The organism is Providencia sp. PROV236, assembly GCF_033676985.1.
Taxonomy (GTDB): domain Bacteria; phylum Pseudomonadota; class Gammaproteobacteria; order Enterobacterales; family Enterobacteriaceae; genus Providencia; species Providencia manganoxydans.
This window is the reverse complement of the sequence record NZ_CP096297.1, coordinates 694,892-721,042: the sequence shown is the minus strand read 5'-3', so window position 1 is coordinate 721,042 and position 26,151 is coordinate 694,892. Positions and strand designations below refer to the sequence as shown.

Here is a 26,151-nt window from a genome sequence, read left to right as displayed (position 1 = left end):
TCACGAGTATAACCAAGCCGTTCTTGCCCCGACTGTCATACTCCTATGTTTTGCCGTATGACTGAGACATAGCGCATCGATCCCTGCACTTGCTTGTGAATACCAAGCCCCACCACGCATCAAAGCACGCTCTCCATAGTTACGTAAATAGATTTGGTCATCAACTTGCTTGTTTTGATAAGGTGCCAGTCCTAATACCTTCAGTAAGCTAGGAATGTTTTCCTGATTAGCGGTAGCAACAAGTCGGAAAGGGCTATCGAGCAACCCTGCGGGATAGCTAGAATCTGTAGGATCACCATTAAAATTTAAAATATTTTGTGAAATAACAGGAGATCCCGCGTTGCCATCTAATTTGGCTATCGGGGAGTCATATTTAGCGCTGTTTGGGCTATTTATCGTAATATATTTTCCTGTATTCATATCAATAGCACACCAATCTAATATTGAGTCACCTGAAAGAATCGCCGCATCATTATTTGGGATAACTTGAATTTCACCTGCATGTAAACGAACACCCGTTTGCCATTCCCAAAGGTTGCCAACAAGATCACTGATCCCTGTCAGCTGATGATTATGATGCCAACTTTTCCATTGTGTTTCTGTACGTGTGGTCGGTGTGCCCTCACTGCGACCAATCGCTAAACCATCAATACGGGAGCGACTTTCATCAATATTAAGGTAATTTCTGCCATAATCTGTATTTCCTTGCACAATATAATTATTTTGATTAATAAGTGCAGTTAATGCACACCATTGTGCGTTAGTACTAATATGGCAACCTTGTCCGCTTTTCTTGGCTAAAGATTGAAATTGCAATAAATCGAGATTGCAGGCGGGTATCTGATTAGGTTGGCTCACTAACTCGCCATCCCGTAAACTGGCAGAATAGCAAGAGTAAAAAAAAGCATCGATAGCTTTATTATTTACGATAAATGCAGGATGAATACCGCTACCTAGGTTTTTATCTATCGTTTCTAAATTAAAACGAGGGACAATAAATACATAATTAGGTTGGCCTTTAGGGCTGTAAATTATTGTTCGTTGGCCATTGCTTTGTTTTTCAACTTGCTGACGTAGCGGATCAGGGGAATAAATCATTGTTGTATAATCCTTTTATTAAAGTGAAACCCAGTAACCTTCTTCCCACTCAACGGGCAGAAATTGCTCAGTAAAAGACTGAAAAACGTTATTGGCATCAAGATCCGCAAACAACGTTGGATATAACCAATTAGCAAATTTTAAAATAGCGATAAAACCGAAGGGGCTGTCATAGAAAGTGTGCCAAATAGCATGAACTTGCCGTTGTTTCACTGCTGTGAGTGTTTTAAAAGCGTTACGCTCCATTAACAGCCGAAGTTTTTGCCGAGCAATTGATAAATTAGCGCCCGGCCCTAATCCAACCCAATTACCCTTTGGGTTATAACCACTCCAGTCAGTTCCCGTAACAATCACCATTTGTGCCTTAGTGTGAATAATGGTTTCCTGATTAAGCACGCCATAAGTGGTACCAATATATTGGCTTGCCACATTAACCCCTCCAGCAAAGGTTAAGAACTGTGCAAAATTACCATTACCATACGCGAAGCAACACTCCTCGGAAAAGCCAGCAGCTCTTTCGAGTAGCACGTTTATCGCTTCAGGTTTAGCGCTCATTAAGCGAGTTTTTACAATATCTAAATGTGTCTTAATAAACTGATTTATTTGCTTAGCTCGGTTTTGTAGCCCTAACACCTCCGCCATAATTGAAATACTTTTGGGTGTATTGGCAATAGGATCAATGCTCATATCAAGTACGATGACTGAGACACCAGCCCGCTGTAATAAGGTCAGTAAACCATTAGCTTGGAGCCCTGCGTACGTACCTGTCGTTGTGAAAATAATGTTAGGTTTCAATGCCAAGACCGTTTCTAAATTAACCTGAGCTCCACCAATCGCTGGCAAGTGAGGAAGCATTTTTATATCAGGAAAAGCATGACTGTATTGCTGATAACTACGTAAGTCAGCGGTACGGAAATTATTTGGGATCGCCACTAGCTTTTGTAAGAAATGGCGACCACGTAATGTTGCATAGAGAAAAACTAATGAAGAATCGGCTAAATAGATACGCTCAATCTTTTCGGGATACTCAACAGAACGATTGAGAATATCCCTAACGACGGGCCTTTTTTTTGCAAGGACAGAAGATGGCACTGCACTCAGTACCATTGTTGCCAATCCGGCTTTGATGAAATCCCTTTTGGAAGCTGTCATATATTTTTTACCTAAGGGAATTAAAAATAATAATTGAGCGTAGTCAGTAACGTTCTATCGGTGCCAATACTGCAATAAGTCGCGCTAGTGCAACTCGCAATATAAGATTTATTGGTGATATTACTCACAGTGACACCCAGTTCCATTCCGACTAATTCAGGCACTAAGGCATCCATTTGGTATCTAACGCTGATATCTCCTAACCATACCGCAGGAACCTTAAATGTATTGGTATTATCACCCCATGTTTCCCCTAAATAGCGAACACCTACCCCCACTAGAGCGCCATCTAAATAAGGTGAATGAAAACGATAATCTACCCATGCAGAACCACTATTCTTAGGCACTTGAACAGGGTGCTTGTTCAGAACTGAGAGGTCTTGGCTTTCTGTGATTTTGTTATCGGTATAAGCATAATTAAGCATCATATTGAGTGAAGGGGTGATTGTGATCCGACTTTCGAAATCAATGCCACGGGAACGCACTTTACCCGTTTGGTTATAGTAATCAGGGTTTAATGGGTTATGCGTGGTGACATTTTTTTGCTCAAGTTCATATGCGGCAAGACTTAGCATTAAATCGCCTGATTGGTTTTGGTATTTCAGCCCTAATTCTGTTTGTTTTGATTCAGTGGGAATAAAGGAGTGACCTTCAGCATCGGTTCCTAAAACAGGATCAAAACTGTCAGAAATGCTGATCCACGGTGAAAAACCACTTTCGAAAGCATAGGTGAGCCCAATACGTTGACTCCATGCTGATGTATCATTTTTTTGTGTTGTTTTTGTGAGGTTATTATCGGTATCTAAATACGACCAATCGTAACGACCGCTGAGGATCAAATCCCATTGCTGCCAACTGAGTTGATCTTGTAAATAAATACCATAACGATCAAAACGTTGAGTTGTTGATGTGCGAGAGACTGGATAAGGTTGAAACTCAGGATGATGTGGTTTTATCCATGGATCAAAACTTACCGTTTGTGACCCCCACCAATCTTTATCAAGTTTTCCTGTTTGATAATCAAAACCAGAAAGTAATTCATGATTTACTGAGCCTAACGTTAATTTATAAACCAATTGGTTATCAGCCACTAACGTTTTAGATTTACTTGGTGAATCTTGATACACCGCTGTTAGTAAGCGGTCTCCCGCTAGAAATCCACGAGTAAAATCGCGTTTAATATGCGTATCAACATCCGAATAGCGCATATTCTGTTTGAACGTAAAGGAAGGTGTTATCTGGTAGTCAACGAGTGAAGTGATAGACCATTGGGTTCGCTCTGATTTCTCATGCTGAGGATCACTGTAGTTTTGAGTCAAATCTAACTTGCCGTTCGAGTTAGGCAGTAAACCTATCCCTTGAGCAGGCAATGTATTGTAGTGTCCCATATGAGGGTCACGTTGATATTGACTTAAAACGGTCCAACTGAACTCGTCACTAGGCTGCCAAGTGATGGAAGGTGCCAGTAAGTAACGGGATTGCTTAGATGAATTAACTTGTGAATCGCTAGAGAGTGCCAATCCATTTATTCTATACAATAATGTTTCGTCATCATTCAATGCATCGGTTGAATCAAACCTAACCGCATTATTATCAAAATTGCCTTTTTGAAATTGAATTTGATGGGAGCCTTGAGCGATTGGTCGACGAGACTGCATGTTGATCACACCACCTGCACCTCCTTGACCATAAAGAGCAGATGATGGGCCATGAACCGCTTCAATACTATTTAACGTCCACGAGTCAATTTGCGGCCCCCAAATTCCACTATTACCAATGACCCGTAAACCATCTAAATAATAATCGGCGTCAAACCCACGCATTTTTGAAAAATCGATACCGCTACCAAATGCCCCATATTTTTCACTGGTCACCCCTGCGCTATAACGTAAAGCCTGACTCAGAGATTCTGATGGTAATGTATCCATTTGCTCACGTTTGATCACCGAAACAAATTGAGGTGTCTCTAATAATGAAGCTGAGCTTTTGGTTGCCGTGGATTGTGTCTTAGTGGCATACCCTCTTGGTTCGGTATCGCTATTTTCTGTCGCAGTGACTACTAATACATCAGCTGTTGAACTGGCATTAACCGTACTTGAACAAATTAACGCAGAAGAAATCATTAAACCAATGGTTGTCTGTATGTAGCGTTGGGAAGTGAAATTATCCATACAATATAAGCCAATGAAGTAAAGATGAAATTTTAATGGCGCTAGCATAGATGTCGACCGACCACCGGTCAACTTAATTAATAATCATTTGCATTTAAAAAGACAAATTTATCATCAATATAGCAATGAAGGATATAGTTAACTATTTGATATTTAGCAAAATATGTCTTCATAAAAAGAAGACATAAAAATTAGCTAAATAATATTCTCGAAGAGATATCTGACAAATTTAACTAAGAAGTAGACGGAAACGCTGATAAAGGATCTCACCTAAATTATGCTGATTGTATTCCGTAGTATTTGATAAGTTATCAACAGCAGCATGCATAGCATGATAGAGCATTGTGGCCATTAGCTCTGGAGGCAAAGCCGGCCATTGTTGTGTTTTTTCACCGAAAGCCAGAATAGCTTTAATTTGCTCAACAGCTCTGGTTTCATGATCATTGCCACGCCCGTGATATTCATCGTGAAAAAGCATGTCATGAATATTTTGCTTTTCAACATAGTATGTAACGCTGTTTTCACACCACGATTTCAATTTCGCGTAGGCACTGTCTTGTTTGTCCAGTTCAGCTTGAATATGCCCTAAATACCAATCCATATAACGGGTACGTAACGCTTCCATAATGTCGTTTTTAGATTGAAAATAGTGATAAAAAGTCCCTTTTGCAACATCAGCAGACAAGACAATCTCACTGACTGTGGTACTCACAAATCCTTTAGAAAGAAACAGTTTCTCCGCTGCATTCATCAGGTCATCTAACCGTTCTTCTGCGGGTTTTGTTCTTGGCTTTTTAGGTTGTATTGTCATGATATTTCTCTTAATGCTATGTAGCGAACAGCGGAGGTAAAAAGCCATCATAGCATTTAATGTAAACATACTTAAATCTATACTCTGAATAGATGAAATCGCAAACTATTTTTCCCTCTAAAAGTTAGATTTTAAAAGGTATTTTACCCCTTGCTACATGCACCCTAAATTTATTAAATAGCGATACAATTCTGCTTGATCAAATTTTGGTTGCTCAATACCACTTCCCTGCAAAAATTGCTCTGTATTATCGCTCATAAAATGGTATGTATATTGATATAATTCAATCAAGCTCTTATCGTTATATATAGGTTTTTCAAACACTGCCAACATGCTGTAAAGTAATGAGTTAGAGTCATTTATGCACATTTCGCACCACTGACTTAATGGTAATCGTTCGAATTGATAATTAAAGTAATTTTCTAAAAGGATAAAAAAATCATAATTAAAATAGATATAAATTAAATGTAACTAGCGCTAACCATTACTGTGTGAGGATTATTGATATACCGACTAAATTGTGTTGATAATGATGAGTCTTTAACATTAGGCTTTGACCATTGAATATTAGTCAATCCTGATTTTTTAAACGCATTATTAAGAACTTCATAAGACCAATACCAACCATTAATAATATGTGGCGTATTATACAGAAGATGCAATTGAAACGTTGAGCCATCTTGATAAGGGGAATCGCTTACTATTTTAAACCCATATGGCACATAATAATCAGAGATGATCGAATATTTCGGATTTAATGGTAATGTTAATAACCGTCCACCTGGGCGAATTAGCTTAACCATATTATTAACCATACTTTGCAATTTTTCACGGCTGCCCGCATAAGGAAGAACATAGACACCTAACACTAAATCAAATTGCTGTTCTAAGTTATCTAATGTTGATACATATTCAATACCGAGAGGATTGATTAATTCTTTGTTTCTCGCATATTCCAACATCCCATTCGCTATATCATAACCTACAACACGTTTGGCTCCCCGTTTTTTCAATAAACATGCGTAATATCCAGAGCCACAACCGAAATCTAAAACACTCATTCCAGATATATCACCAAGCATTTTTAATACAGAAGGAATCTCTATTTCTTTCCTGAATGGTAAAATATCCATATTGTCATAAATAGGAGCTAAAAGATCAAATTGTGACATATCGTTGTTTATCACTCATATCATGTTTATTATATTAATGATAATTTAATCTTTAAAAAAACAAATAGAAATAATAAAAAAAATCAATTATAAATATAATTTAAACATAAGCTATATCTCAATAAATATATTAATGATACTCATAAAATTTTAAATATATACTCTAAATAATTCGAGATGCAGTTAGCCGACAAGTGAAGATAGGCGGGGAGCATAGATAAACTCTGTGACTCAACTCACTGAGTGTAGTCAACAATCCTGCAACTTGAAGTATAACGAGTATATAGCATCTAAACTTTATTGAAATAACATAAGAGAGGAAATATAAAGGTGCCAACTATCTTCAGGCACCTTTATAATTTATTCATCCAACATTAATAGTTGTTGAACTAATGAAATGCAGGTTAAAAAACGGCTATCGTAATCAGGCGACTCAACACGAACAAATTCAACATTGTTCTTATGTAACATTTCAATTAACAATGATTGAAACTCTTGGCGATCCTTATTGCTACCTAAGCTGCGTAGGCCATCTGCAACCCATGGCGTGTTATTTTCCAAAACGATCACTAAATCGAAACGGTATTCGTCGATCAGTGCCTGTACAAATGGATGCTCTTTCCCTTCATAACGCTTACAAAAGGCTTGAGTGGTAATAAAATCCGTATCAATAAAAGCCACTTTATTGGCGTATTTAACCGCAAAATCAATATATTGGGCATGGCCTAATGCAATTTTGTCATAGTCCGAATATTGCAATGCCATCTCATTTCCGCCTAAATGGGAAAAAACGTAATCGCGCCCAAACTCCCATGCACTGGTAGTATTAAAAATGTTGGCTAGCTTATTGACTAAGGTTGATTTGCCGCTTGACTCTCCCCCCAGTATTGCAACTTTACGAACAAAGAACGGCTTCACTTCAGTAGGAATATAGTCCCAATAACGGAATGGTGCTTGGCGAATTTGATTACCACTAATATTCATAAAGGTACGTTCAGGATCAATTAGAATAGTTTCTATTCCCAAATGCTCTTTATAACGAGGGGCATCATTGGTTTCGCTAGAATAGATATAGCTTGGATGAATATTGTTCTTGTTTAAGAACGCTTTCATACCATCACTCCATACTTGCCAACCATGTGGATATGGCTCTATACCTTGCTCATCAAAGGAATGAATATGAATATTTTTTTGGTATTTAAATGTCTGTAATAACCAACGCAGACGATCACTCACCGTAGGCTGTTGTGACATTGAACTGTTCATAAACAGATCTTTATCGCGTGGCTCGTCATGACAGAGAATAACGTGTAGTTCATCCACTTGGCTACAGGCGCGCTGGATCAAATAGATATGCCCTGTATGCAAGGGATAAAATTTACCAAATACGACACCGATAGTTTTCTGTTTATTTGGGTACTCTAATCCAAGAAAACGGTGCAAAGCGGCAATTTTTTGCGCACTAGGACTTTTAATTTTATCGTTAATTAGCTGGCTCAGATAACCTTTGGTCATGTCAGAGGCATCAGCAACTTGTTGGAGCGTATAGCCAGCCTGCTTAATTGCATTCTTCAGATAATCAAATTCAGCCATCTATTTTCCTTTACTCATAGAGTTCATCCATTACACTTAGCGCATCTGCAAGTTTTTTTACTCCGTATACTTTCATATCAGGTGGAGATTTTTTAGGCATATTAGCATGCGGTACAATTGCACGTTTAAAACCATGCTTTGCCGCTTCAGAAATACGTTCTTGCCCACTAGGTACGGGACGGATTTCACCAGCTAAGCCAACTTCACCAAAAACCACCAAATCTCTTGGTAATGGACGATCACGAAAACTGGAAACTAACGAGAGGAGTAACGCAAGATCCGCGCTGGTTTCAGTCACTTTAACCCCTCCGACGACGTTAACAAACACATCTTGATCCGACATTTGCAAGCCACCGTGACGATGTAAAACAGCCAATAAAATTGCTAGTCTGTTTTGCTCTAAGCCAACGGCAACACGACGTGGATTAGACATCATCGAGTGATCAACCAAGGCTTGGATCTCCACCAGCAATGGTCGAGTCCCTTCCCATACCACCATGACTGAACTACCAGATGTAATTTCATCACCACGGCTTAAAAAAATTGCCGATGGGTTATTCACCTCTTTCAGGCCTTGTTCCGTCATGGCAAATACCCCTAATTCATTAACTGCGCCAAAACGGTTTTTGTGGCTGCGCAATGTCCGAAAACGGTTATCGGCATCACCATCTAACATGATTGAGCAGTCAATACAGTGTTCGAGTACTTTAGGGCCTGCCAAAGAGCCATCTTTGGTCACATGACCCACCATAATAATAGCTACCCCACGGGTTTTTGCGAAACGAGTCAAATAAGCGGCAGTTTCTCGAACCTGAGCAACACTACCCGGTGAAGATTGAATATCTGCCATGTGCATGACTTGTATTGAGTCGATCACCATCAATTTTGGCTGCTCTTGCTCCGCAGTAAGGCATATTTGCTCAATACTGGTCTCTGACAGCATATTCAATGAATCAGTCGGTAGACCAAGACGATGCGCACGCATTGCAACTTGCTGTAGGGATTCTTCCCCTGTCACATAGAGGGTTTTCATTTCACGAGACAACAAACACATCGTTTGCAGCAATAGTGTACTTTTCCCCGCGCCGGGGTTACCACCGATAAGAATGGCACTTCCTGGTACCACCCCGCCCCCTAGTACGCGGTCAAATTCTTTAAAACCCGTTGAAAAACGTGGTAGCTCTTCAAGACTGATGTCTGATAATTTTTGGACGCGACTCACGCCAGCCGCATTGCCTGCATATCCAGTTAATCGGTCATTACGTGAAGAGGAGTTACTTGAGGCAAGGCGCACTTCTGTAATGGTGTTCCATGCATGGCAGGCACTACATTGCCCTTGCCAACGCGGGTAATCTGCCCCACATTCATTACATACAAATGCCCTTTTTGCACCTTTTGCCACAATATCGCTCCTTATTGCTCTGTTACCAACATATTCACTAAATTAACTCAGACTAACCAACAAACATCAATGTTTTAATTATCATTGCGCAAAAAAACTCCACCATGTGTAATATTCTAAATAGTTCGTGTTATGGCTAGGCGGCTAGTGAGTGCAGCCAACAACGCCACGGCGCGAAATATGACGAATATTAGCGTTCTTCGTGTTTTAGGCTGCCATGTGTAATATTCTAAATAGTTCGTGTTGTGGCTAGGCGGCAAACGCGCTAGTCCCTAGGAGCATACACAAGTATGTGACTAGGGCTAGTGAGTGCAGCCAACAACGCCACGGCACGAAATATGACGAATATTAGCGTTCTTCGTGTTTTAGGCCACCACTAAGCACACACATCACTCCCATGAGATCGGCGTGACGGATAGCCACCTTCGCTCTAGCATACACCTTCGGTTTTGCATGATAGGCAATACCCAGCCCAGCCTTACGCAGCATTTTTAAATCGTTAGCCCCATCGCCAATCGCTACGGTTTGTTCTAGTGGGATTTCCAGCTTTTCTGCCAATTTCACTAAAGTTTGTGCTTTATATTTGGCATCCACTATCGGTCCTTTAACTTTACCGGTAAGTTTGCCATCTTTGATTTCAAGTTGGTTGGCAACAGCAGCCGCTAATTTCAATTGTTGACGTAAATTATCAGCAAAGAAGGTAAAGCCGCCCGATGCTATAGCGACATGCCAATCCATCGCTTGCAGTTTTCTGACTAGGCTAGTTAAACCAGGCATCAATGGTAGTGTGTCCATGACTTGTTGGAGGATCATCACATCAGCGCCTTTTAGCAGCGCCACTCGTGCTTTCAGGCTTTCAGTAAAATCGAGTTCACCTTGCATCGCACGCTCGGTAACCTCAGAAACCTGCTCGCCAACGCCATACAAACGTGCTATTTCATCAATACATTCGATCTGGATTGCGGTGGAGTCCATATCCATTAACAAGATCCCCGGTGAACGCAAGCGCGGGATCTGACCTAATGGCACAACATCCAATAAACTTTCATCTGCCAATTTTTTAATTCGAGGTGTGATGCTACCTGCGATGCGAACCACTTGATAATCATCAATTCGCCATGATGAAACGATGACTATTGCTATGCCTAAGCGTTGTTGAAAATCACTGATACGTGCTTTATCTAAACCGCGACCATACAATAACCAACCGCTATCTCCTGCGCGGTAATCTAAAGGCATCACTTCTTCCCCGCTCAGCGATAATGGCAACCCCGGCCATTTGTGAATTTCATCGGGTAAATAGCAATAGGTCAAACTCGTTGACATGAAAATTTGCTCCTGTAATCGACTCAATGTTTTATAATAAAATTATGCCTAAAACTATCCTATCTTCATAAGCTCTGGCACCATGATGCCAGAGAATAGTCAAAGAGCACTTAATGATTTCTATGAAACTAACCTTCAAGCTTCACAAAACAGTCATAATTGTTATCTGTGTGGCATTAATTGCCTTATTAATGCATGGTATTTCCTATTTAGGAAACAGCCAAAACCAAAACCGCGTTGAGCAATACAAACAGCTAACCCGTGTTTTAGCCGAGCAAGTGGCTTTCAGCTTATCCGATTATATCGTTTCAGGCAGCAAAGATTTTAATCGCGAACGCATTATCGCTAATTTGAATAACATTACGAAAGACCAATATATTTTGGATGCAAGTATTTACTCCGCTAGTGGCACATTGATTGCTAGTGCAGGGGAAGCAGTCCCTGTGCGTGAGAGACTGGCCATTGATAACAATCAATCAATTCACCCCTTCCAATACCAGTTAGTGGTGCCTGTTCCGGGAAAAGAAGAACCTAAAGGTTACCTACGTCTAACCATTGATACAGAGCTATTAACCACTGAAATTCAGCAGGCTGATAATAGCACCAACGTTTTACGTTTCTTTATTTTGTTGGCGACCTGCATTGGTATCGTATTAGCAAACACCTTATTCCGCGCCAAGAAAAAGAAAGGAAAAAACATGCCTCCGCAATTGGTGGTCAATGAAGACAATACCAACGAAGAAGAAAGTACGGCGAGTAGCCAACTAAGAAAACCGAACTCAGAGAAGAAAAAAGCGGAGCAGCGTCCTCATCGCCCTAAAAAACGTAGAGCGAAAAATCAGACTAATAAACCAAAAGTACCAGAACAAAAGGGCTGAGCAATGTCTCAGCCACCTTATTAAATCGATGTGGTATCAAATACAATTGGCGCGATCAACTCGACTCGCCCATCAATTAACATCGTTTCAGGGGGAGCGGGAAATGGCGCTGCACGGTTGATCGTCGCAATCGCTTCCTTATCTAAGATTTTAGTGCCAGATGAATTAATTAAACTGGCACTTACCACTTCACCTTGACTATCGACAGTAATTTTAACCTGAGAAACCCCAGTTGAGCGGAAACGTAAGGCTGCTCTTGGATAGCGCTTCGCTTTAGCTAAACGCTGATGAACCTCACTTTGCCAGCCATGGTGACCACTGATTGCCGCAGAAGCATGGCTCGAAAAATTAGCACTATTATGAGACTCACGACCTGCCGCTGGCACTGAAGTCACCGCCGATTCTTGTGTATTTACGGGAGCTTCTTCTACGACTTTTTTAATCTGTGCCGGTTTCTTTTTGGGTGGGCGTTTTTTTTCACTTACCTTAGTTAAGCTACCGTTATCAACTAATGGTGTTTCCGGTAGTTTTTCCGTTTTTTCAATCACATCTGGCAAAATCTCTTCACGAGTTGCCATTTGCTGTTTAGGGGCATGGTTAACTTCAGGCTCTGAGTGCTGCTCAAGTTGATAAACCCCCAGTTGTAGAGATATTGCAGGCGGTAAAACCCCTGTTTTTGGCAGGTTTGTCGTAAACCAACCAATAAGCATGACTGCAATTGTTCCATGGAAAAGAAGACTTAAAAACAAACCGCCCAACGGACGTAAAACCGGGCGCTCAATCTTGCCCGCAATACTGCTCATATTTTGCCTCACGACTTTATTTTTTGCAGATTATAGGCATAATACGAACGAAAATGATATTCATTATTATTAACCCTTTGTCAAATTTTCAATCAAACGATTGATTTTTAAAAGTATTATTACAATAAGCAATTTAAATTCATCATTGAATGTGTGATGCACATTCGTAACTTTTTTGGCACCAGCGAAAATGACGATCGATAAATCCCTTGCCCGCAAAATCAGTGGGGCATATCAGTCAACTTATAGCCAGCTTGTCCGCTTTTTCCGCAATCGGCTAGGTAATAGCAATGATGCTGATGATTTATCACAGGATGTGTTTACACTATGGCTTAACAGAAAAGAACAATCTCCGATCAAAGAGAGTCGTGCTTATTTGTTCAAAATCGCCAATCATGTCTTAATTGACCATTGGCGTCGTAACCAACGTCAGGCAAAATCAACCGTCGAGGTTGATGAAACCTTGATGGACCAAAATCTAACCGATACACAAGCAGATCCTAGTGAGATACTAGAGCAGCAACAACGTATTCAATGGTTAAGTGATGCGATAGAAAGCTTACCCCCTAGGCGACGAGAGGCTTTTTTGTTATATCGGTTCGATGGCTTATCACAAAGCGAGATCGCAGAGCGCATGGAAATTTCTATTAGTATGGTAGAAAAACACATTGCAGCTGCTTTAGTCCACTGTAAAAAGCATCTTGATAATCAGAGCAATAAAAATTAATGACTCACACATCGATACACGAGCCAGATGATCTAGACACAATTGATGAACAAGCTGCACTGTGGTTTACGCGCAATCACAGTCAACAGCTGACCTCAGAGCAAGTGGAGCAGTTTCAACTGTGGCTAGCCACATCACCAGAGCACGCTAAATCCTATGAGGCAATTGCGGGTGTTTGGCGTGAATTCGATGCGATGCCTAGGCCGGCAACTAATATAAACAAACCGAAAAAAGGCCTGTTTTTTCGGCTTTGGCGACCATTGGGAAATACCCTTGCCGCCTTGTTTATTGCCGCGGTGCTATTTCTACCCTATAGCCATCTTCCATCCATGCTATTGAATAATATGACTCTTGTCGCTAATGAAGCACCAAAAGAAGTCATATTATCCGATGGTTCCTCGCTATTTCTCAATCGCCAAACACGCATCCGTGTCGCTTATGAAACCGAAGTTCGTCAAATCTATTTAGACAGCGGCAGCGCCTATTTCAAAGTTAAATCTAATCCCTATCGCCCATTTGTGATCCTAGCGGATGAAAGACGTATTCAGGTGATTGGTACGGAGTTTGAAGTTGATAAAGCGCACCAACAAATTGCCGTTAGTGTTAACAAAGGCATTGTTAGCCTACAAACAGGAAAACAGCAGCCAACCATTTATTTATTTGCTGGTGATAATGCCGTCAGCTTAGCCGCCAATAGCACAGCTAAGGTGAGTAAAGTAACACCGTTCGATATTGCCAGATGGCGCTTTGGTGAGCTGAGTTTCACTGATAAGCCCTTATTTGAAGTACTTGCACAACTGAAAACCTATTCCCCTATCAACGTTGAGCTTTCCCCTCCAACACTCGCACAAAGTAAGATTTCAGGGCGCATCAATTTACACCAACCCGATCAATTCTTCCAAGCGCTCCCGATGCTATTACCTGTCCAAGTCGTTTATCAAGACAAAAATAACGTATTGATTATTCAAAACAAAAAAAATAAATGAAAATTATTTCGATTTGTAGGTGAGGATAATTCTCATTTAACCCTCTTCCTAAGCAGTTGTTATTGATTTAGCAATTTTTCAGCACACGATTTGTGCCGCTTAGGAATAAGGGATACTCATGTCAATTCGATTCACACACCAACGGCTTAAGCCTCTTGCATTATTGGTTGCAGCCAGTACTGCAATAGTTTGCCAATCAGCAATAGCGCAAGAGGTTACATTTACACTACCAGAACAACCACTTGCGACTTCTGTCGCGCAAATCAGTCAGCAAGGACAAATTCAATTACTCTATAATAAAAACCAACTTAATGGATTACGTGCACCAGCACTATCAGGTAACTACACCGCACAAACCGCATTACAAAGAGTACTTATCGGTAGTGGATTAGAACTGATCAATGAAAATGGTGTATTAGTCATTCGTCCACAAAACCTCAATCAAGGCACATTAGTGCTACCCGAGACCCAAGTTTCAGGTGTGGTACAAAACCATCCTGCTACTGATGTGATGTCTGCACCTCAATATGTAACTTCTGAAGAGATCAGCCAACGCAATACGGGTGATGGCAATATCACTGATTTAATGAAAACCAACCCAGCCGTTCAGTTTGCTAATAACGACAGCAACTCCATGAACCAAGGAGAAATAAAACCTTCTCGTATCTCAATTCATGGTTCTAGCAGTTACCAAAATGCTTACCGTCTTGATGGCGTGAGTTTTAATAATGACTTTGATCCCGCAGACAATGGCCTTGGTGAAACTGCCACACGGTTAAGCAGTAGCGATCAGGGGATTTATATCGACAGTCGTCTAATCGACAGCATGGCAGTGTATGACAATAACATACCTGTTGAATTTGGTGGGTTTACTGGAGGGACAGTTGAGGTCAATAGCCGTCGCTGGCAAGGTGAAAATAGCGCCCATGCCTATTATCGATTAACGCGTTCGGGTTGGAATAATTTGTTCCACGATCCCTCTCTCGGTATCAACACCTCTAAAAATGACACAGCGAATCCTGCTCGTTTCCAAAATCGCTATGATAAAGATGATTTCGGCGGCTGGTTTGAATTAGGTGTCAGTGAAAACTCAGGTATTGTCTTCTCCGCATCTCGCCGTAGCTCTACGATCCCAATGACAGTGACTGGAGGTGACTCTGTCATCTTTGATGAAAACAACCAAGTACAAATGGTTGATTTTGCATCAGGTGAAAAAAAACAGCACCGTACATCTGATAATTACTTCCTGAAATACTCGCTCGATCTTACCGACAAAAGCACGTTAGACCTTTCTGCTAATTATGCATCTTATGATAGCCGTCTATTTTCTGCTTCTGTGATGAATTCAGGTTATGACTCAACCCATGATGGGCTAGGGTTTACCGCGATCTTTAAACATCAATTTGATATTGGTCAATTAGAGTTAACCGCCAATACTCAAGAGCTAAAAGATGAGCGTACAGATGACCAAAAATATTCACTCACTGTGCGTGCGATTGATTATCAAACTTGGCAAACCGCAGAGAGTAGTAGTGGTGGTTTAGGGGATTTAACCTCAAAACAAAAAAGCCATGGTTTAAAGAGTGTGATGCGTTTCAATACCATTGAAGATGGTTTAGGGCTCACTCATAAACCGACATTAGGCGCTGAGCTTAATTTCACCAAAGGAACTTACAAGCGCGATAAAGATTACTTCCGTTATACCTATACAGGTAGCGTAGATAATAACGCCACCTACAGTGGTTACCTCAGTAATGTCACCCGCTTCCAAGCGGGAGAACACTCCGCTGACTATACCAATTACGCGTTCTTCCTTGATGACAACATTCAATTTGGCAAACTAACGTTGCGTCCGGGGGTTCGGGTTGATCGAGATGACTTTGTAAACCGTACTAACATAGCACCTCGTTTATCGGGTAACTATGACGTCTTTGGTGATGGAAAAACCCAAATTATTGCGGGGGCTAACCGTTACTACGGCCGCTCTATGCTGACCTATGCGTTATATGGCGCACAAAATGATGGCATGCAAATATGTAATAGCTATGGTGAGTTTGATCCCTGCTCTCTTGATCCTAACAAAAACGATTGGGATAACAAAAAAGATTACGAAGGTATTGATTCACTAAAAACCCCATATAACGATGAGCTGACTGTTGCACTGCAACAAGAGGTGCTGTCGACAACATGGCGCTTGCAATATGTACATCGTGAAGGCTATGACGAGGTCAGAACCCGCACCAAATATGACACTCGTGATGCTGATAAACGCAGCATTCGCTCATTTGATAACGGTGGACGCAGCTCACATGATACCGTGACGCTTTCTGTCAACAATAGCCAACCGTGGGAATGGGCAGAAGCTTCTCATGTGATGACCGCATCACTCACATGGCAACAAAGCGAAAGTAATACCCCCAAAGATTCAGGCTATAACGCATTCGATCCAGCGAATAAGGTTAATCTCAATAAAGTGTGGTATGACGGTAAAGTTATCGACGCATCCAAATTACCTTCAACCAGTTTTAATTCCCCCTTTAAATTCAATTTAGAGTTGACCAGTGTTTGGGATGATTACGATCTGACTTGGTACAACCGCCTGCAATGGTGGGGAGCGCGTAACCAAGCCGTCCGCTATGACAATGCTTATGCCTTTGATCCTGAATATGGGCAAGTTCGCAAATACACCAAGCAACATTTCGCCAGTAAATACACATGGGATACGCGCCTCGGCTGGAAACCAGACTTTGCCTATGGTTTTGGTTTCTCCGTTGAAGTGAACAACATCCTAAATAATAAAAATATTGCTGACCGTTTTGTGTTTGAAGACAGAGTGTTGAAATCTTATGACCCCGGTCGCCAGTTCTGGCTACAGGTTAACTATGACCTTTAAACACCCTCTATAAATTTTAGTTAGCAATGTGAGCTATTAAAACGTCATGAAGACATTAAAACAATTTTTCTACTTAGTTAAACCATTTTGGGGGCAGCGTTCTGCCCTTCTCTGCTGGCTATTACTTGCCGCTTCACTGGGGCTGACACTCTCTTCAGTGTGGTTCAACGTGAAAATGAACATGTGGAATGGCGACTTCTATAACGCCCTGCAAAAACTGGATGGACAGGCACTCTATGGCCTACTGCAATATTTTGTCGTGTTAGTGAGTGGTTTGATCTTAGTGGTCGTTATGGGGAACTACCTCAAACAAATGTTAATCATCCGTTGGCGTAAAGGTATGACTGAACAGGTACTTAGCCGCTGGTTATCGCCCAATAGCAAACACTATATGTTACGCCTAACCTCACAAGAGCCTGATAACCCAGACCAACGTATTGCAGAAGATATTCGCTTACTGATTGAATCAACACTGAATTTGTTAGTCACCTTCTTACATTCCATGCTGACACTGGTGTCATTTGCCACCATTCTATGGACCCTTTCAGGTAGCTTGTCCTTTCAATTTGCGGATAGCGACTGGACAATTCCCGGTTATATGTTTTGGGCTTGTCTCATTTACACCATTATTGGTATTGCGCTCACTCAATGGATTGGTTTCCCACTACGCCGTTTAAATATGGATAAGCAGCGTCGCGAGGCCGATTACCGTAGCACGCTGATCAATTGCCGCCAGCACGGTGATGCCATCGCAGGTCAGCGAGGCGAAAGCCAAGACAAAAAAGAGTTGATGCATCGATTTGGTGAAATTGTTGGCAACTGGAATCGATTGATCCGTTGTGAACGAAACTTGTCCTTCTATACCGTTGGCTACCAACAAGTGACCGCGCTGGCCCCTGTCTTACTTGCGCTGCCTAAATTCCTTGCTGGTGAAATTATGTTAGGTGGATTAATGCAACTTCGCCAAGCCTTTAGCAGCGTTGCCACCTCACTAGGTTGGTTTATCTTTGCTTACAAGGAGATAGCGGCTTGGCAAGCTACAATTTCGCGACTGTATAATTTTGTGATCTTATTGGAAAACGATAAAGCTGCACAAGTTAGCATTACTGAGCAGCAGCCAGCTCTTAATGCAACGCTTTCCGTTTCAACGGCAGATAATCGCACCTTATTTGAACCGCTAACACTAACCGCTGCACAAGGGCAGTTGACTATTATTTCAGGCCGCTCAGGCATTGGTAAATCAACATTGCTGCGTACCTTAAGCGGCCACTGGCCATTCTTTACTGGCAACATTGAGCGGACAAACCATCTTATGTGGATCCCGCAACGGCTTTATTTACCCGTTAGCCGCCTAGAAAGTTTGCTCGCTTACCCAAAAGATAGCTCCCAATTTACAGAAGCCGACTTTAAACATGTGTTAAGCCAAGTTGGACTAGAAAAGCTACATCACCAGCTTAGCTTAGAAACGGATTGGCACAATCGACTCTCTGGCGGTGAACAGCAACGCATCATGTTTGCGCGTTTATTACTAAATCGCCCACCGCTGATGTTATTGGACGAAACCACTTCAGCGCTCGATGAAAATAGTGCCCTTGAAATGTTGCAACTGCTCAAAGCTCAACTCCCTGACAGCGCAATTGTATTGGTTAGCCATCAACGTTTTTTATGGCCATTAGCCGATCAGCAATTCCCATTAATTGAACCTCATAGGAACATCTGATTATGTTTCGTCAAATCACATTGACCGCCTTGATTGGCTTACTACTTAGTGGTTGTGCCAACCATGCCACTCACCGAGAAAATAAGCAGGCTCAGTTACCTGTTCGTAGCGATCTACAACATTATCAACTGGATAATGGGTTACAGGTTTATTTACTACAACGTAATCAACCGGGTGTAGAACTGCGTTTATTAGTCAAAAGTGGCTCACTACAAGAAAATGAACAACAGCTTGGATTAGCGCATTTTACTGAACATATGGCATTTAAAGGCACTAAGCACTTCCCCGGCACCACGGGTTTTAAACAACTGGAACAGCAAGGGCTAAAATTAGGCAGCCATGTCAATGCCATCACGAGTCTCAATTCAACACTGTATAAACTTTCACTGCCGAAAGCGACACCCGCACAAGTTTCAACAGGTTTACAAGTGATTGCTGATTGGGCAGCGAATATGACATTCGATCAGGAAGCATTTGAAACCGAACGCCCAGTGATTATTGAAGAGTGGCGCTTACGCCAAGGAATGGGCTATCGTATTAACGATAGCCTTGAACAGTTACGTTATCATGGCAGCCGCTATGCACAACGTAACCCGATTGGCTCATTAGATATTGTTCGTCAAGCACCGATCGAACAAGCTAAAAACTATTATCAAACATGGTATCAACCACAGCGCATGGCTTTATTAGTCATTGGTGATTTCAATAACAGTAAAGTACGTAACGACATCAATACATTGTTTGCGTTACCTCAACCTACTGTACCTTCTCAAGATAGCCCTGAGTGGAAGCAATTTGCCCATTCTACTCAGATGTTAATTCAACCTGTATTTGATAAAGAGCAGGGGGCGCGTTTTATTCAATTCGCACTACAAAAAGATGTGACTGCACCACTAAACACGCACCAAGGGCAATATGAAGACCTAATGGATAGCTTATGGCTAGCTATTTTGAATCAACGTTTTTCAGTGTTAGTTGATAATGGTGTTTTGCCTGCGATTAGCATCAATGAACAAGGATCAATGCTAGATAACCAGCGCCTCCAGCAGTTAATGATTATTCATCCTAAAGGTAGTGACTATACAGCTGCCACTGAAGTGCTATTTACTGAGTTACAACGTTTAGCAACAGAGCCCGTCACCCAAGAAGAACTGAATAGCGCACGTCAAGCAATGTTGAAAAAATTGAGTCAACAAGCCGCTTCAGAGCAGCGCTATACGAATGAATATTTAGCGGGACAACTCACTACGGCGCTTGAATACGATATGCCAATGTGGAATAAACGCCAACAGCTTGATAAAAGCTATCAAATGATAAACTCGGCCAAGCCACAAGATCTACAACAGCATGTTGCCAATTTACTTACTATCGCATCCCCTCGCTTGGCATTGATTGGCCCTGATACTGACGCAGCCACCTTTAATCGTTCAGCCTTCGAGCAGCAATGGCAAAGTATTCGTCACAGTTCTCCGGGACCATTCACATTGCGCTCGCAAGCAATCACCTTGCAATTACCCAATGTCATCAAAGGATCAATTAGCCAACAAACACCACTCCCTATTGCAAAAACAGAACGCTGGCAGTTAAGCAATGGCATCCAAGTGATTGTCAAAGCAGATAAAAATCTTAAAGATGATATTCAATTCAATTTACAACTTGCAGGTGGCCGTTCACTTGAAACAGTTCAAACAGCAGGATTAACCGATTGGGCGCTGAAACTGCCTGAAAGCAGTGGTTATGGTAAATACAGTGCTCGCGATCTCGCTTTGCTGGCGAAACAAAATCAAATCTCGATCCGCCCCTATAGTGAATTGCTGACACATGGTTTTCGCGGTAAAGCCCCCGTTGATAATTTAGAAATTGCATTGCAATTATTGCATCTGAAACTCACTTCACCACAATTTAGCGGTGAAAAACTTGAGCAGCAAAAACAATCATTTGCATTGAACTTAGCCAAAACGCCAGTTGAACGAACATTCCTAGATAATATTAATAAGGAAAGCTATCAGCATGGTGAATTATTAACTATTGACCCACAGGGTGGCTGGAAACACTTTACGGCAGGGCAACTCCAACAAGCAAACCGTCAGCTACTCACCTCAACGGCAGATATGACCTTAGTGATCACCGGTGCTGTCAATAGCAAACAGCTTAAGGCACAGCTAGAGCAGTGGGTTGCCTCGATCCCAGCCGATAATCGCCAGCTCGCATGGCATGATCAAGGGATCATGCCGAAGATGTCGAGTTTCAATAAACGTTATCCAATAAGTAGCAGTGATAAAAGCATGGTAAGCATTCAGTTTGCCGCTCCTGCACAGTGGACACAACAAGATCAATTGGCGATGCAATTGCTAGATACCGTAGTGAGTCAGCGCTTACGCAGTGAATTACGCGAAAAAGCCAGCGGCATCTATGCGCTTGGTTTTTCTCAAATGTTAGCCAAAAAACCACAGCCTTACTATTTTGCGCGACTCAATTTTACCACGTCTCCGGAACGTGCTGATGAGATGGCGCTAATTGCGCAAAAAACCCTTCAACAGCTACAAGCGTCGGGTATTAGTCATAAAGAACTTACTGAGGCCAAAAATATTTGGTTGACTGAAAATAAACAAGTGACGGATAGCTCAGGTTATTGGACAGAGGCTCTGGCACAGATTGCGTCTGATGATCAGCAGTATCAACGTTTAAACCAAGAAACTACGATAATTCATCAGTTGCAGATAGAAGATATTAACCGTATTGCTCATCAATATTTAGGGCAAAACACAAAAGTGTTTATGATGACACCTTAGTTAACTCAAGAAATCAACCAACGGAAGATTAATATTCAATCTGTTGGTTGATTTTAAACACGCTTTTCTAGGCTCTTGAGTAAAAAAACTATTATTGACTAATTTATCGTTAATTTTTTATTTATCCAAATTATAAATCTCTTGTATAAATGAGAAAATATTTCTTTAATACTAGTTTGTTCTATGGGTTTTACTTCCTGAAATTTCGGAAATAAATTTTTCGGCTCTGAAGTATCATACTGATAGCTCTCTTTCAATTCTCTACGTCTATCGTTAGCACATTGTTCAATAACTTCAATAAATTTTTCCTCAATATTTCCATCAATATATTTTGAAACTTTTCTTTTTAATTCACATTGATGAGATTCTATGAATTCAATTGATTGAAATTTGAAACTATCTATAATTGCTGCTTTAAACTCATATAGCTTACGTGGGGTAATTTCTTGTAAGCCAGAAACTGACCTTACCGCACTCCAAATCCTGCTTATTGGAGAATAGTTTTCCTTTATAACCACATAATATCTATCTAAATATTTATTAATAATTTCATCTATCTTTTTACAAACCACCTCATTATCATATTTTTTCAGTATTGATTTAGCCTCAACCATTTCCTTTTCAAACATTTCAGGAGTTTTACTTGACATCACCTCATTAAATCTCGCCTGAATTTTAGCCTCAATTTTACTTAATGATTTCGATGAGATAGTATTAAAAGCTATTTTACATAAAATCGCTTCCTCTATCGAGTGATAAAAGCGAATGCGTTTGAATGTAGGTTCAGGTTCTATTTCATGTAAAGTTGATTGATTTAATTGGCTTTCTGTAAGTAAACACTCACTGATAACTTTATTTATTTTCTCACGCACGGTTTGACTTTTCATTTCAGAAACCTGAAATTTAAGATCATCCATGCTTTTTTTGAAAACTTCATAATCGACACTGTTTTTTACCCGTCTAATTTTCTCTTCAATTTTACCCAATGATTTTTCTGAAATATTATCATTATTATTTTTTCTTTTAATTGATTCAAACAATGTATCATTGGTCTTTATATGATTAAACATAATTACCTTCCCTTTAAATAATCGTAATAGAAGTAATTTCAAAAGAGATAACTTATCTATCATTAACAATATATAAAAGGAAAGATAATACTAGCAAATATCGCTACAACATTATTTACACATAAACCTAATATTAGTTAAAACTATGATTTATTAATAGGAAAGAAAAAAATAAGAATAACTACAGTAGAAACAAAACGAAGTTTATGTTAAGATAATTAGTTAGGCTCATAGTAGACGATAAATAACGTCTGACATGAGCCTAAAATAAGTTTTTAAATCATTGGCTTACCATCTCGATACAGTAAGCACATATTATCGGTATGCTTCTGTGCCACCACCGTTGCAGTAATAATGCTGTGAGTGACATCATCAATAATATTATCGACAATACAATCAAAACTAATGGTTGTATCATCTAATATTGGTGCACCAGTGTGTAATGTATTCCATTCACCTAAGCTAAAACGTTGCTCGCCTTTATGCGTTTTGCTGGCAAATTGCATTGCTTGTTCATGCTGTGTTTCTGACAACACATTAACTGCAATCCCTTCACCAATGCTAATTTGCGGATGTGCACTCGCCGTTTTTCCTACACAAATCAAGAAACGAGGGGGATCAACACTCACTGAACAAAATGACGATGCGGTTAGCCCATTACGCTGCTCATCAGATTTCACTGAAATCACCGCAACAGGTAGCGCTAGCTTACGCATACCGAGTTTGAAATCATCAGCAGTTAACATACATCTTTCTCCCCGTTAAATGGCAATCTCAAACCTTTTGCCTCTAATCGTGGTAATACTTCTTGGCAGAAATATGGCAGCTCTTTTGCATAGTTCACAAATGCTAATGTTGAACCTGCAAATCCTGCTTTAGACAAACGTTCAATACCATCAGCGACATCATCAGGCGTTCCGACCAAAGGATATCCCCCATGTCCCGCAGAAAAACGATTACGAATAAAATTGAGTTTATCTTTCGGGAAGGACTCGGCATTTTCAAACATTAAACGAATAACATTATCAACGGCTCCCCAATCAGCATGTTCTTGTGAATACCATTCATGAAACTCCTCTGCTTCCTTACGGTTTTCACGGCATACCACATAAGAAAAAGTTAAAATATTCAACGCAGTCTCTCTTTTGATTTGCTCCGCTTGCTGTTTCAGCTCTGCAATTTCTTTTTCCGAACTTTCTAGGGTAATTGTGGAAGTGAAAAGGAAATCAGCATTACGGATCGCAAATTTACGCCCTTGAGCGGAGCCTGCCGCATTTAAAATCGGCACGTTTTTATTTAGAGGATGTGGGTAGCCGTAGGTATTTTTCAAATTAAAGAATTCACGATGCCAATCAAACGGTTTTTCTTCTTTCCATAGCGCTTTGATCACATCAACCCATTCTTGGCCATAGGCATAGCGGCTTTCATGATCATAAGGCAGTTCCCCGCCTAATGCTTCATACTCAGGACGGTTCCAACCACAAACCACATTGAGGCCCGCTCGGCCATGACCAATGTTATCCATAGTTGCGATCTGTTTTGCCACAACGACAGGGTGATTAAACGAAGTATGAACTGTACTAAAAACACTAATATGTTGTGTTCTAGCAAGTAGTGCTGAAGCCCAAGTAATAGTTTCTAAAACATTACCATGAAAGTTGGTTTCACCGCCGTAACCTATCCATCTTGCTATTGGCAGAAGAAATTCGATGCCAGCAGCATCGGCGATCTCCGCCATTTGTAAATTATTTTCCCATGAATTATCCCATCGTTCGGGGATTTTTGTGACCGCCATCCCCCCTGAACAGTTTGCTGCAAATAGACCAAGCTTAAATTTATTATCGTTAAACATCTGATTTGATATTGTTTTTTTCATTATTTCATCTCACAGTTATAGTTTGCTTACCACATTACAACAGCAAAATACTTCAAACTTAAATAGTTTAATGTTAAAGTGTTTAATATTAAAGTATTTGACTATTGGTTATAAATCAATCAAAAAATAAGATTCAGGACACAAAAGTCGCTTTAAAATTTAATTCAATTAAAATTCAATTAGTTAAATATTGAAAAAAGATTTATGACCAATAAGGAGTTTTAAAGGAATGAGCAATCAAGAAAACGAATCGAGAAATGATACTTCTGATGTGAAACTTTGGTTACGCATGTTGTCTTGCGTCAAGTTAATCGAAACGGATCTACGTAAAAAGTTAAGAGAAAATTTTGAATTTACCCTGCCACGATTCGATTTATTGTCGCAATTACAGCGCCATCCGGAAGGGATCAAAATGAAAGAGCTTTCTCGTTTGATGTTAGTTACCGATGGCAATATCACCAGCCTCGTTGATGGCTTAGAGAAAATGGGATTAGCAGAAAGGATCCTTAATGATCAGGATCGTCGTTCAAACTATATAAAAATAACACCACAAGGCAATGAATTATTTGAATTAATTTCAATTGAACATAAAAAATGGCTAGATGGATTGTTAAAAAATATCAATCCACAGGATAAGGCATTGCTTTATGATTTGTTAAGCACATTGAAAAATAGCCTAACAAAAGAGTGAAATATATTCTTGAAAAATAAAGAGGATATTATGAGTATGACAACATTTGGTGAATTAAAACTATATTATTTACGCTATGGAGATACTGTTCAAATTCAACATAAAGAGCAAGCCAATTGTTTTATACTGCATATACCTCTTCGCAGTGATGCGGCATTGTTTGATGGAACTGCCTATTTTGACCAAAACAATGAACATATTGTATTGATTAATCAAAATAATTCTAGCCAACTCATATGGAATCATCGAGAAGAAATACTGCTAATTTTTATTCCTTATTCACTTTTAGAACGAACACTTGTGAGCCAACTTGGCCATCTGATTGATACCCCCATTGTATTTGAAACGGCGCTTTCTAGCTATAATGCCAGTACTTGGCGCCATCTCGCGAAATATTTACTCAGCTGTATTTCTGATCACGAAGTATTACGACAGCAAAAGTACGTTGTGAGCCAATTGGAAAAGCTTATTGTCAGTTCTATCCTGTCAACATTTCCTCATAATCACAGCGCAGGCAACAACCAAAGGATCAGCAATGTTTGTCCTAGACATGTAAAAAAAGCACAAGATTTTCTGCATATTCATGCTCATGAAAATATTACGATGGAGCAGCTTGCTCTGGTCGCAGGTGTCAGCTCACGCAGCTTATACAGTGGCTTTCGCCATTTTTTAAATGTCAGCCCAATGCAATACCTTAAAACATTAAGATTAGATAAAGTTCGTTCAGAGCTTTTATCTGGAGATGTTAATAATATCACTGGAATTGCTTTACGTTGGGGATTTGCTCATATGGGGCGCTTTAGTGCTGAATATAAAGCTCGATTTGGTGAAACTCCAAGCCAAAGCTTGAAAGGCACCCTGTTTAATCATCCACGATAAGTGGTTAAAACTATTCAATTTAATGTTTCATATTTTAAGATTATCAATTGACAATCAACATACTTAGTGTGATTAATGATATTGATATCTAAAAGAGTTGAAGAGACATTA

The 26,151-nt window shown here is 40.3% G+C and carries 20 protein-coding genes; 8 read left to right on the top strand and 12 right to left on the bottom strand.

Translation table 11 applies throughout. From position 1 onward, the window contains the following. The 8 genes from M1E96_RS03055 to serB form a co-directional block, all read right to left on the bottom strand. Nucleotides 1-1,098, bottom strand: a complete 1,098-nt coding sequence (locus M1E96_RS03055; protein ID WP_337979783.1) for a hypothetical protein — start codon at nt 1,096-1,098, stop codon at nt 1-3. A gap of 18 nt (nt 1,099-1,116) precedes the next feature. Continuing rightward, the gene (locus M1E96_RS03050; protein WP_337979782.1) at nt 1,117-2,250 is read right to left on the bottom strand and encodes an ABC transporter substrate-binding protein; all 1,134 of its coding nucleotides are present in this window, start codon (nt 2,248-2,250) and stop codon (nt 1,117-1,119) included. A 20-nt stretch (nt 2,251-2,270) separates the two neighbouring features. Then, complete coding sequence (locus M1E96_RS03045) at nt 2,271-4,421, bottom strand: TonB-dependent siderophore receptor (protein ID WP_369427367.1); 2,151 nt, start codon at nt 4,419-4,421, stop codon at nt 2,271-2,273. Between the two features lie 229 nt (nt 4,422-4,650). Next, on the bottom strand, nt 4,651-5,232 hold the full coding sequence (locus tag M1E96_RS03040; RefSeq protein ID WP_070926933.1) for a TetR/AcrR family transcriptional regulator: 582 nt from the start codon (nt 5,230-5,232) through the stop codon (nt 4,651-4,653). 461 nt (nt 5,233-5,693) lie between these two features. Then, on the bottom strand, nt 5,694-6,404 hold the full coding sequence (locus tag M1E96_RS03035) for a bifunctional 2-polyprenyl-6-hydroxyphenol methylase/3-demethylubiquinol 3-O-methyltransferase UbiG (protein ID WP_319067031.1): 711 nt from the start codon (nt 6,402-6,404) through the stop codon (nt 5,694-5,696). Between the two features lie 360 nt (nt 6,405-6,764). Continuing rightward, entirely contained in the window at nt 6,765-7,997 is a 1,233-nt protein-coding gene (nadR, locus tag M1E96_RS03030) for a multifunctional transcriptional regulator/nicotinamide-nucleotide adenylyltransferase/ribosylnicotinamide kinase NadR (RefSeq protein ID WP_070926938.1), read from the bottom strand. Between the two features lie 10 nt (nt 7,998-8,007). Continuing rightward, nucleotides 8,008-9,399, bottom strand: a complete 1,392-nt coding sequence (gene radA / locus M1E96_RS03025) for a DNA repair protein RadA (RefSeq protein ID WP_272580431.1) — start codon at nt 9,397-9,399, stop codon at nt 8,008-8,010. A gap of 348 nt (nt 9,400-9,747) precedes the next feature. Beyond that, nucleotides 9,748-10,725, bottom strand: coding sequence for a phosphoserine phosphatase (gene serB, locus M1E96_RS03020; protein ID WP_070926942.1), 978 nt, complete (start codon nt 10,723-10,725; stop codon nt 9,748-9,750). Between the two features lie 113 nt (nt 10,726-10,838). Here serB and M1E96_RS03015 point away from each other — a divergent pair, with 113 nt between their 5' ends. Then, on the top strand, nt 10,839-11,603 hold the full coding sequence (locus M1E96_RS03015; protein ID WP_272580432.1) for an AhpA/YtjB family protein: 765 nt from the start codon (nt 10,839-10,841) through the stop codon (nt 11,601-11,603). A gap of 20 nt (nt 11,604-11,623) precedes the next feature. Here the strand turns inward: M1E96_RS03015 and M1E96_RS03010 are convergent, their stop codons facing one another. Next, a complete protein-coding gene (locus M1E96_RS03010; protein ID WP_140182562.1) occupies nt 11,624-12,406 on the bottom strand; it encodes an energy transducer TonB in 783 nt (260 codons plus the stop codon). Between the two features lie 190 nt (nt 12,407-12,596). Here M1E96_RS03010 and M1E96_RS03005 point away from each other — a divergent pair, with 190 nt between their 5' ends. From M1E96_RS03005 to M1E96_RS02985, 5 genes are all read left to right on the top strand, one after another. Continuing rightward, entirely contained in the window at nt 12,597-13,133 is a 537-nt protein-coding gene (locus M1E96_RS03005) for an RNA polymerase sigma factor (protein ID WP_070926946.1), read from the top strand. Beyond that, complete coding sequence (locus tag M1E96_RS03000; RefSeq protein ID WP_369427366.1) at nt 13,133-14,119, top strand: FecR domain-containing protein; 987 nt, start codon at nt 13,133-13,135, stop codon at nt 14,117-14,119. Before M1E96_RS03005 ends, M1E96_RS03000 begins: the two co-directional genes overlap by 1 nt. A gap of 118 nt (nt 14,120-14,237) precedes the next feature. Continuing rightward, a complete protein-coding gene (locus M1E96_RS02995; RefSeq protein WP_349485450.1) occupies nt 14,238-17,012 on the top strand; it encodes a secretin and TonB N-terminal domain-containing protein in 2,775 nt (924 codons plus the stop codon). A gap of 46 nt (nt 17,013-17,058) precedes the next feature. Next, nucleotides 17,059-18,732 carry an ABC transporter ATP-binding protein/permease gene (locus tag M1E96_RS02990; protein ID WP_369427365.1) on the top strand — a complete coding sequence of 558 codons (1,674 nt, stop codon included), beginning with the start codon at nt 17,059-17,061 and terminating at the stop codon, nt 18,730-18,732. Nucleotides 18,733-18,734: 2 nt separating this feature from the next. Then, nucleotides 18,735-21,524: a pitrilysin family protein gene (locus M1E96_RS02985; RefSeq protein ID WP_337979779.1), complete on the top strand. Its 2,790-nt coding sequence runs from the start codon at nt 18,735-18,737 to the stop codon at nt 21,522-21,524. A gap of 98 nt (nt 21,525-21,622) precedes the next feature. Here M1E96_RS02985 and M1E96_RS02980 read toward each other — a convergent pair whose 3' ends face one another. The 3 genes from M1E96_RS02980 to M1E96_RS02970 form a co-directional block, all read right to left on the bottom strand. Beyond that, entirely contained in the window at nt 21,623-22,594 is a 972-nt protein-coding gene (locus M1E96_RS02980) for a hypothetical protein (protein ID WP_369096917.1), read from the bottom strand. A gap of 275 nt (nt 22,595-22,869) precedes the next feature. After that, on the bottom strand, nt 22,870-23,340 hold the full coding sequence (locus tag M1E96_RS02975; protein WP_337979777.1) for a flavin reductase family protein: 471 nt from the start codon (nt 23,338-23,340) through the stop codon (nt 22,870-22,872). Next, nucleotides 23,334-24,470 carry an LLM class flavin-dependent oxidoreductase gene (locus M1E96_RS02970; protein ID WP_272580439.1) on the bottom strand — a complete coding sequence of 379 codons (1,137 nt, stop codon included), beginning with the start codon at nt 24,468-24,470 and terminating at the stop codon, nt 23,334-23,336. The genes M1E96_RS02975 and M1E96_RS02970 overlap by 7 nt, the downstream gene beginning before the upstream one ends. Before the next feature lie 229 nt (nt 24,471-24,699). On the opposite strand from M1E96_RS02970, the gene M1E96_RS02965 reads away from it, so the two are divergent. Both M1E96_RS02965 and M1E96_RS02960 read left to right on the top strand, forming a co-directional pair. Then, nucleotides 24,700-25,161 carry a MarR family winged helix-turn-helix transcriptional regulator gene (locus tag M1E96_RS02965; protein WP_070926960.1) on the top strand — a complete coding sequence of 154 codons (462 nt, stop codon included), beginning with the start codon at nt 24,700-24,702 and terminating at the stop codon, nt 25,159-25,161. Nucleotides 25,162-25,191: 30 nt separating this feature from the next. After that, nucleotides 25,192-26,040, top strand: a complete 849-nt coding sequence (locus M1E96_RS02960; RefSeq protein ID WP_140182548.1) for a helix-turn-helix domain-containing protein — start codon at nt 25,192-25,194, stop codon at nt 26,038-26,040. Nucleotides 26,041-26,151: the final 111 nt, after the last annotated feature.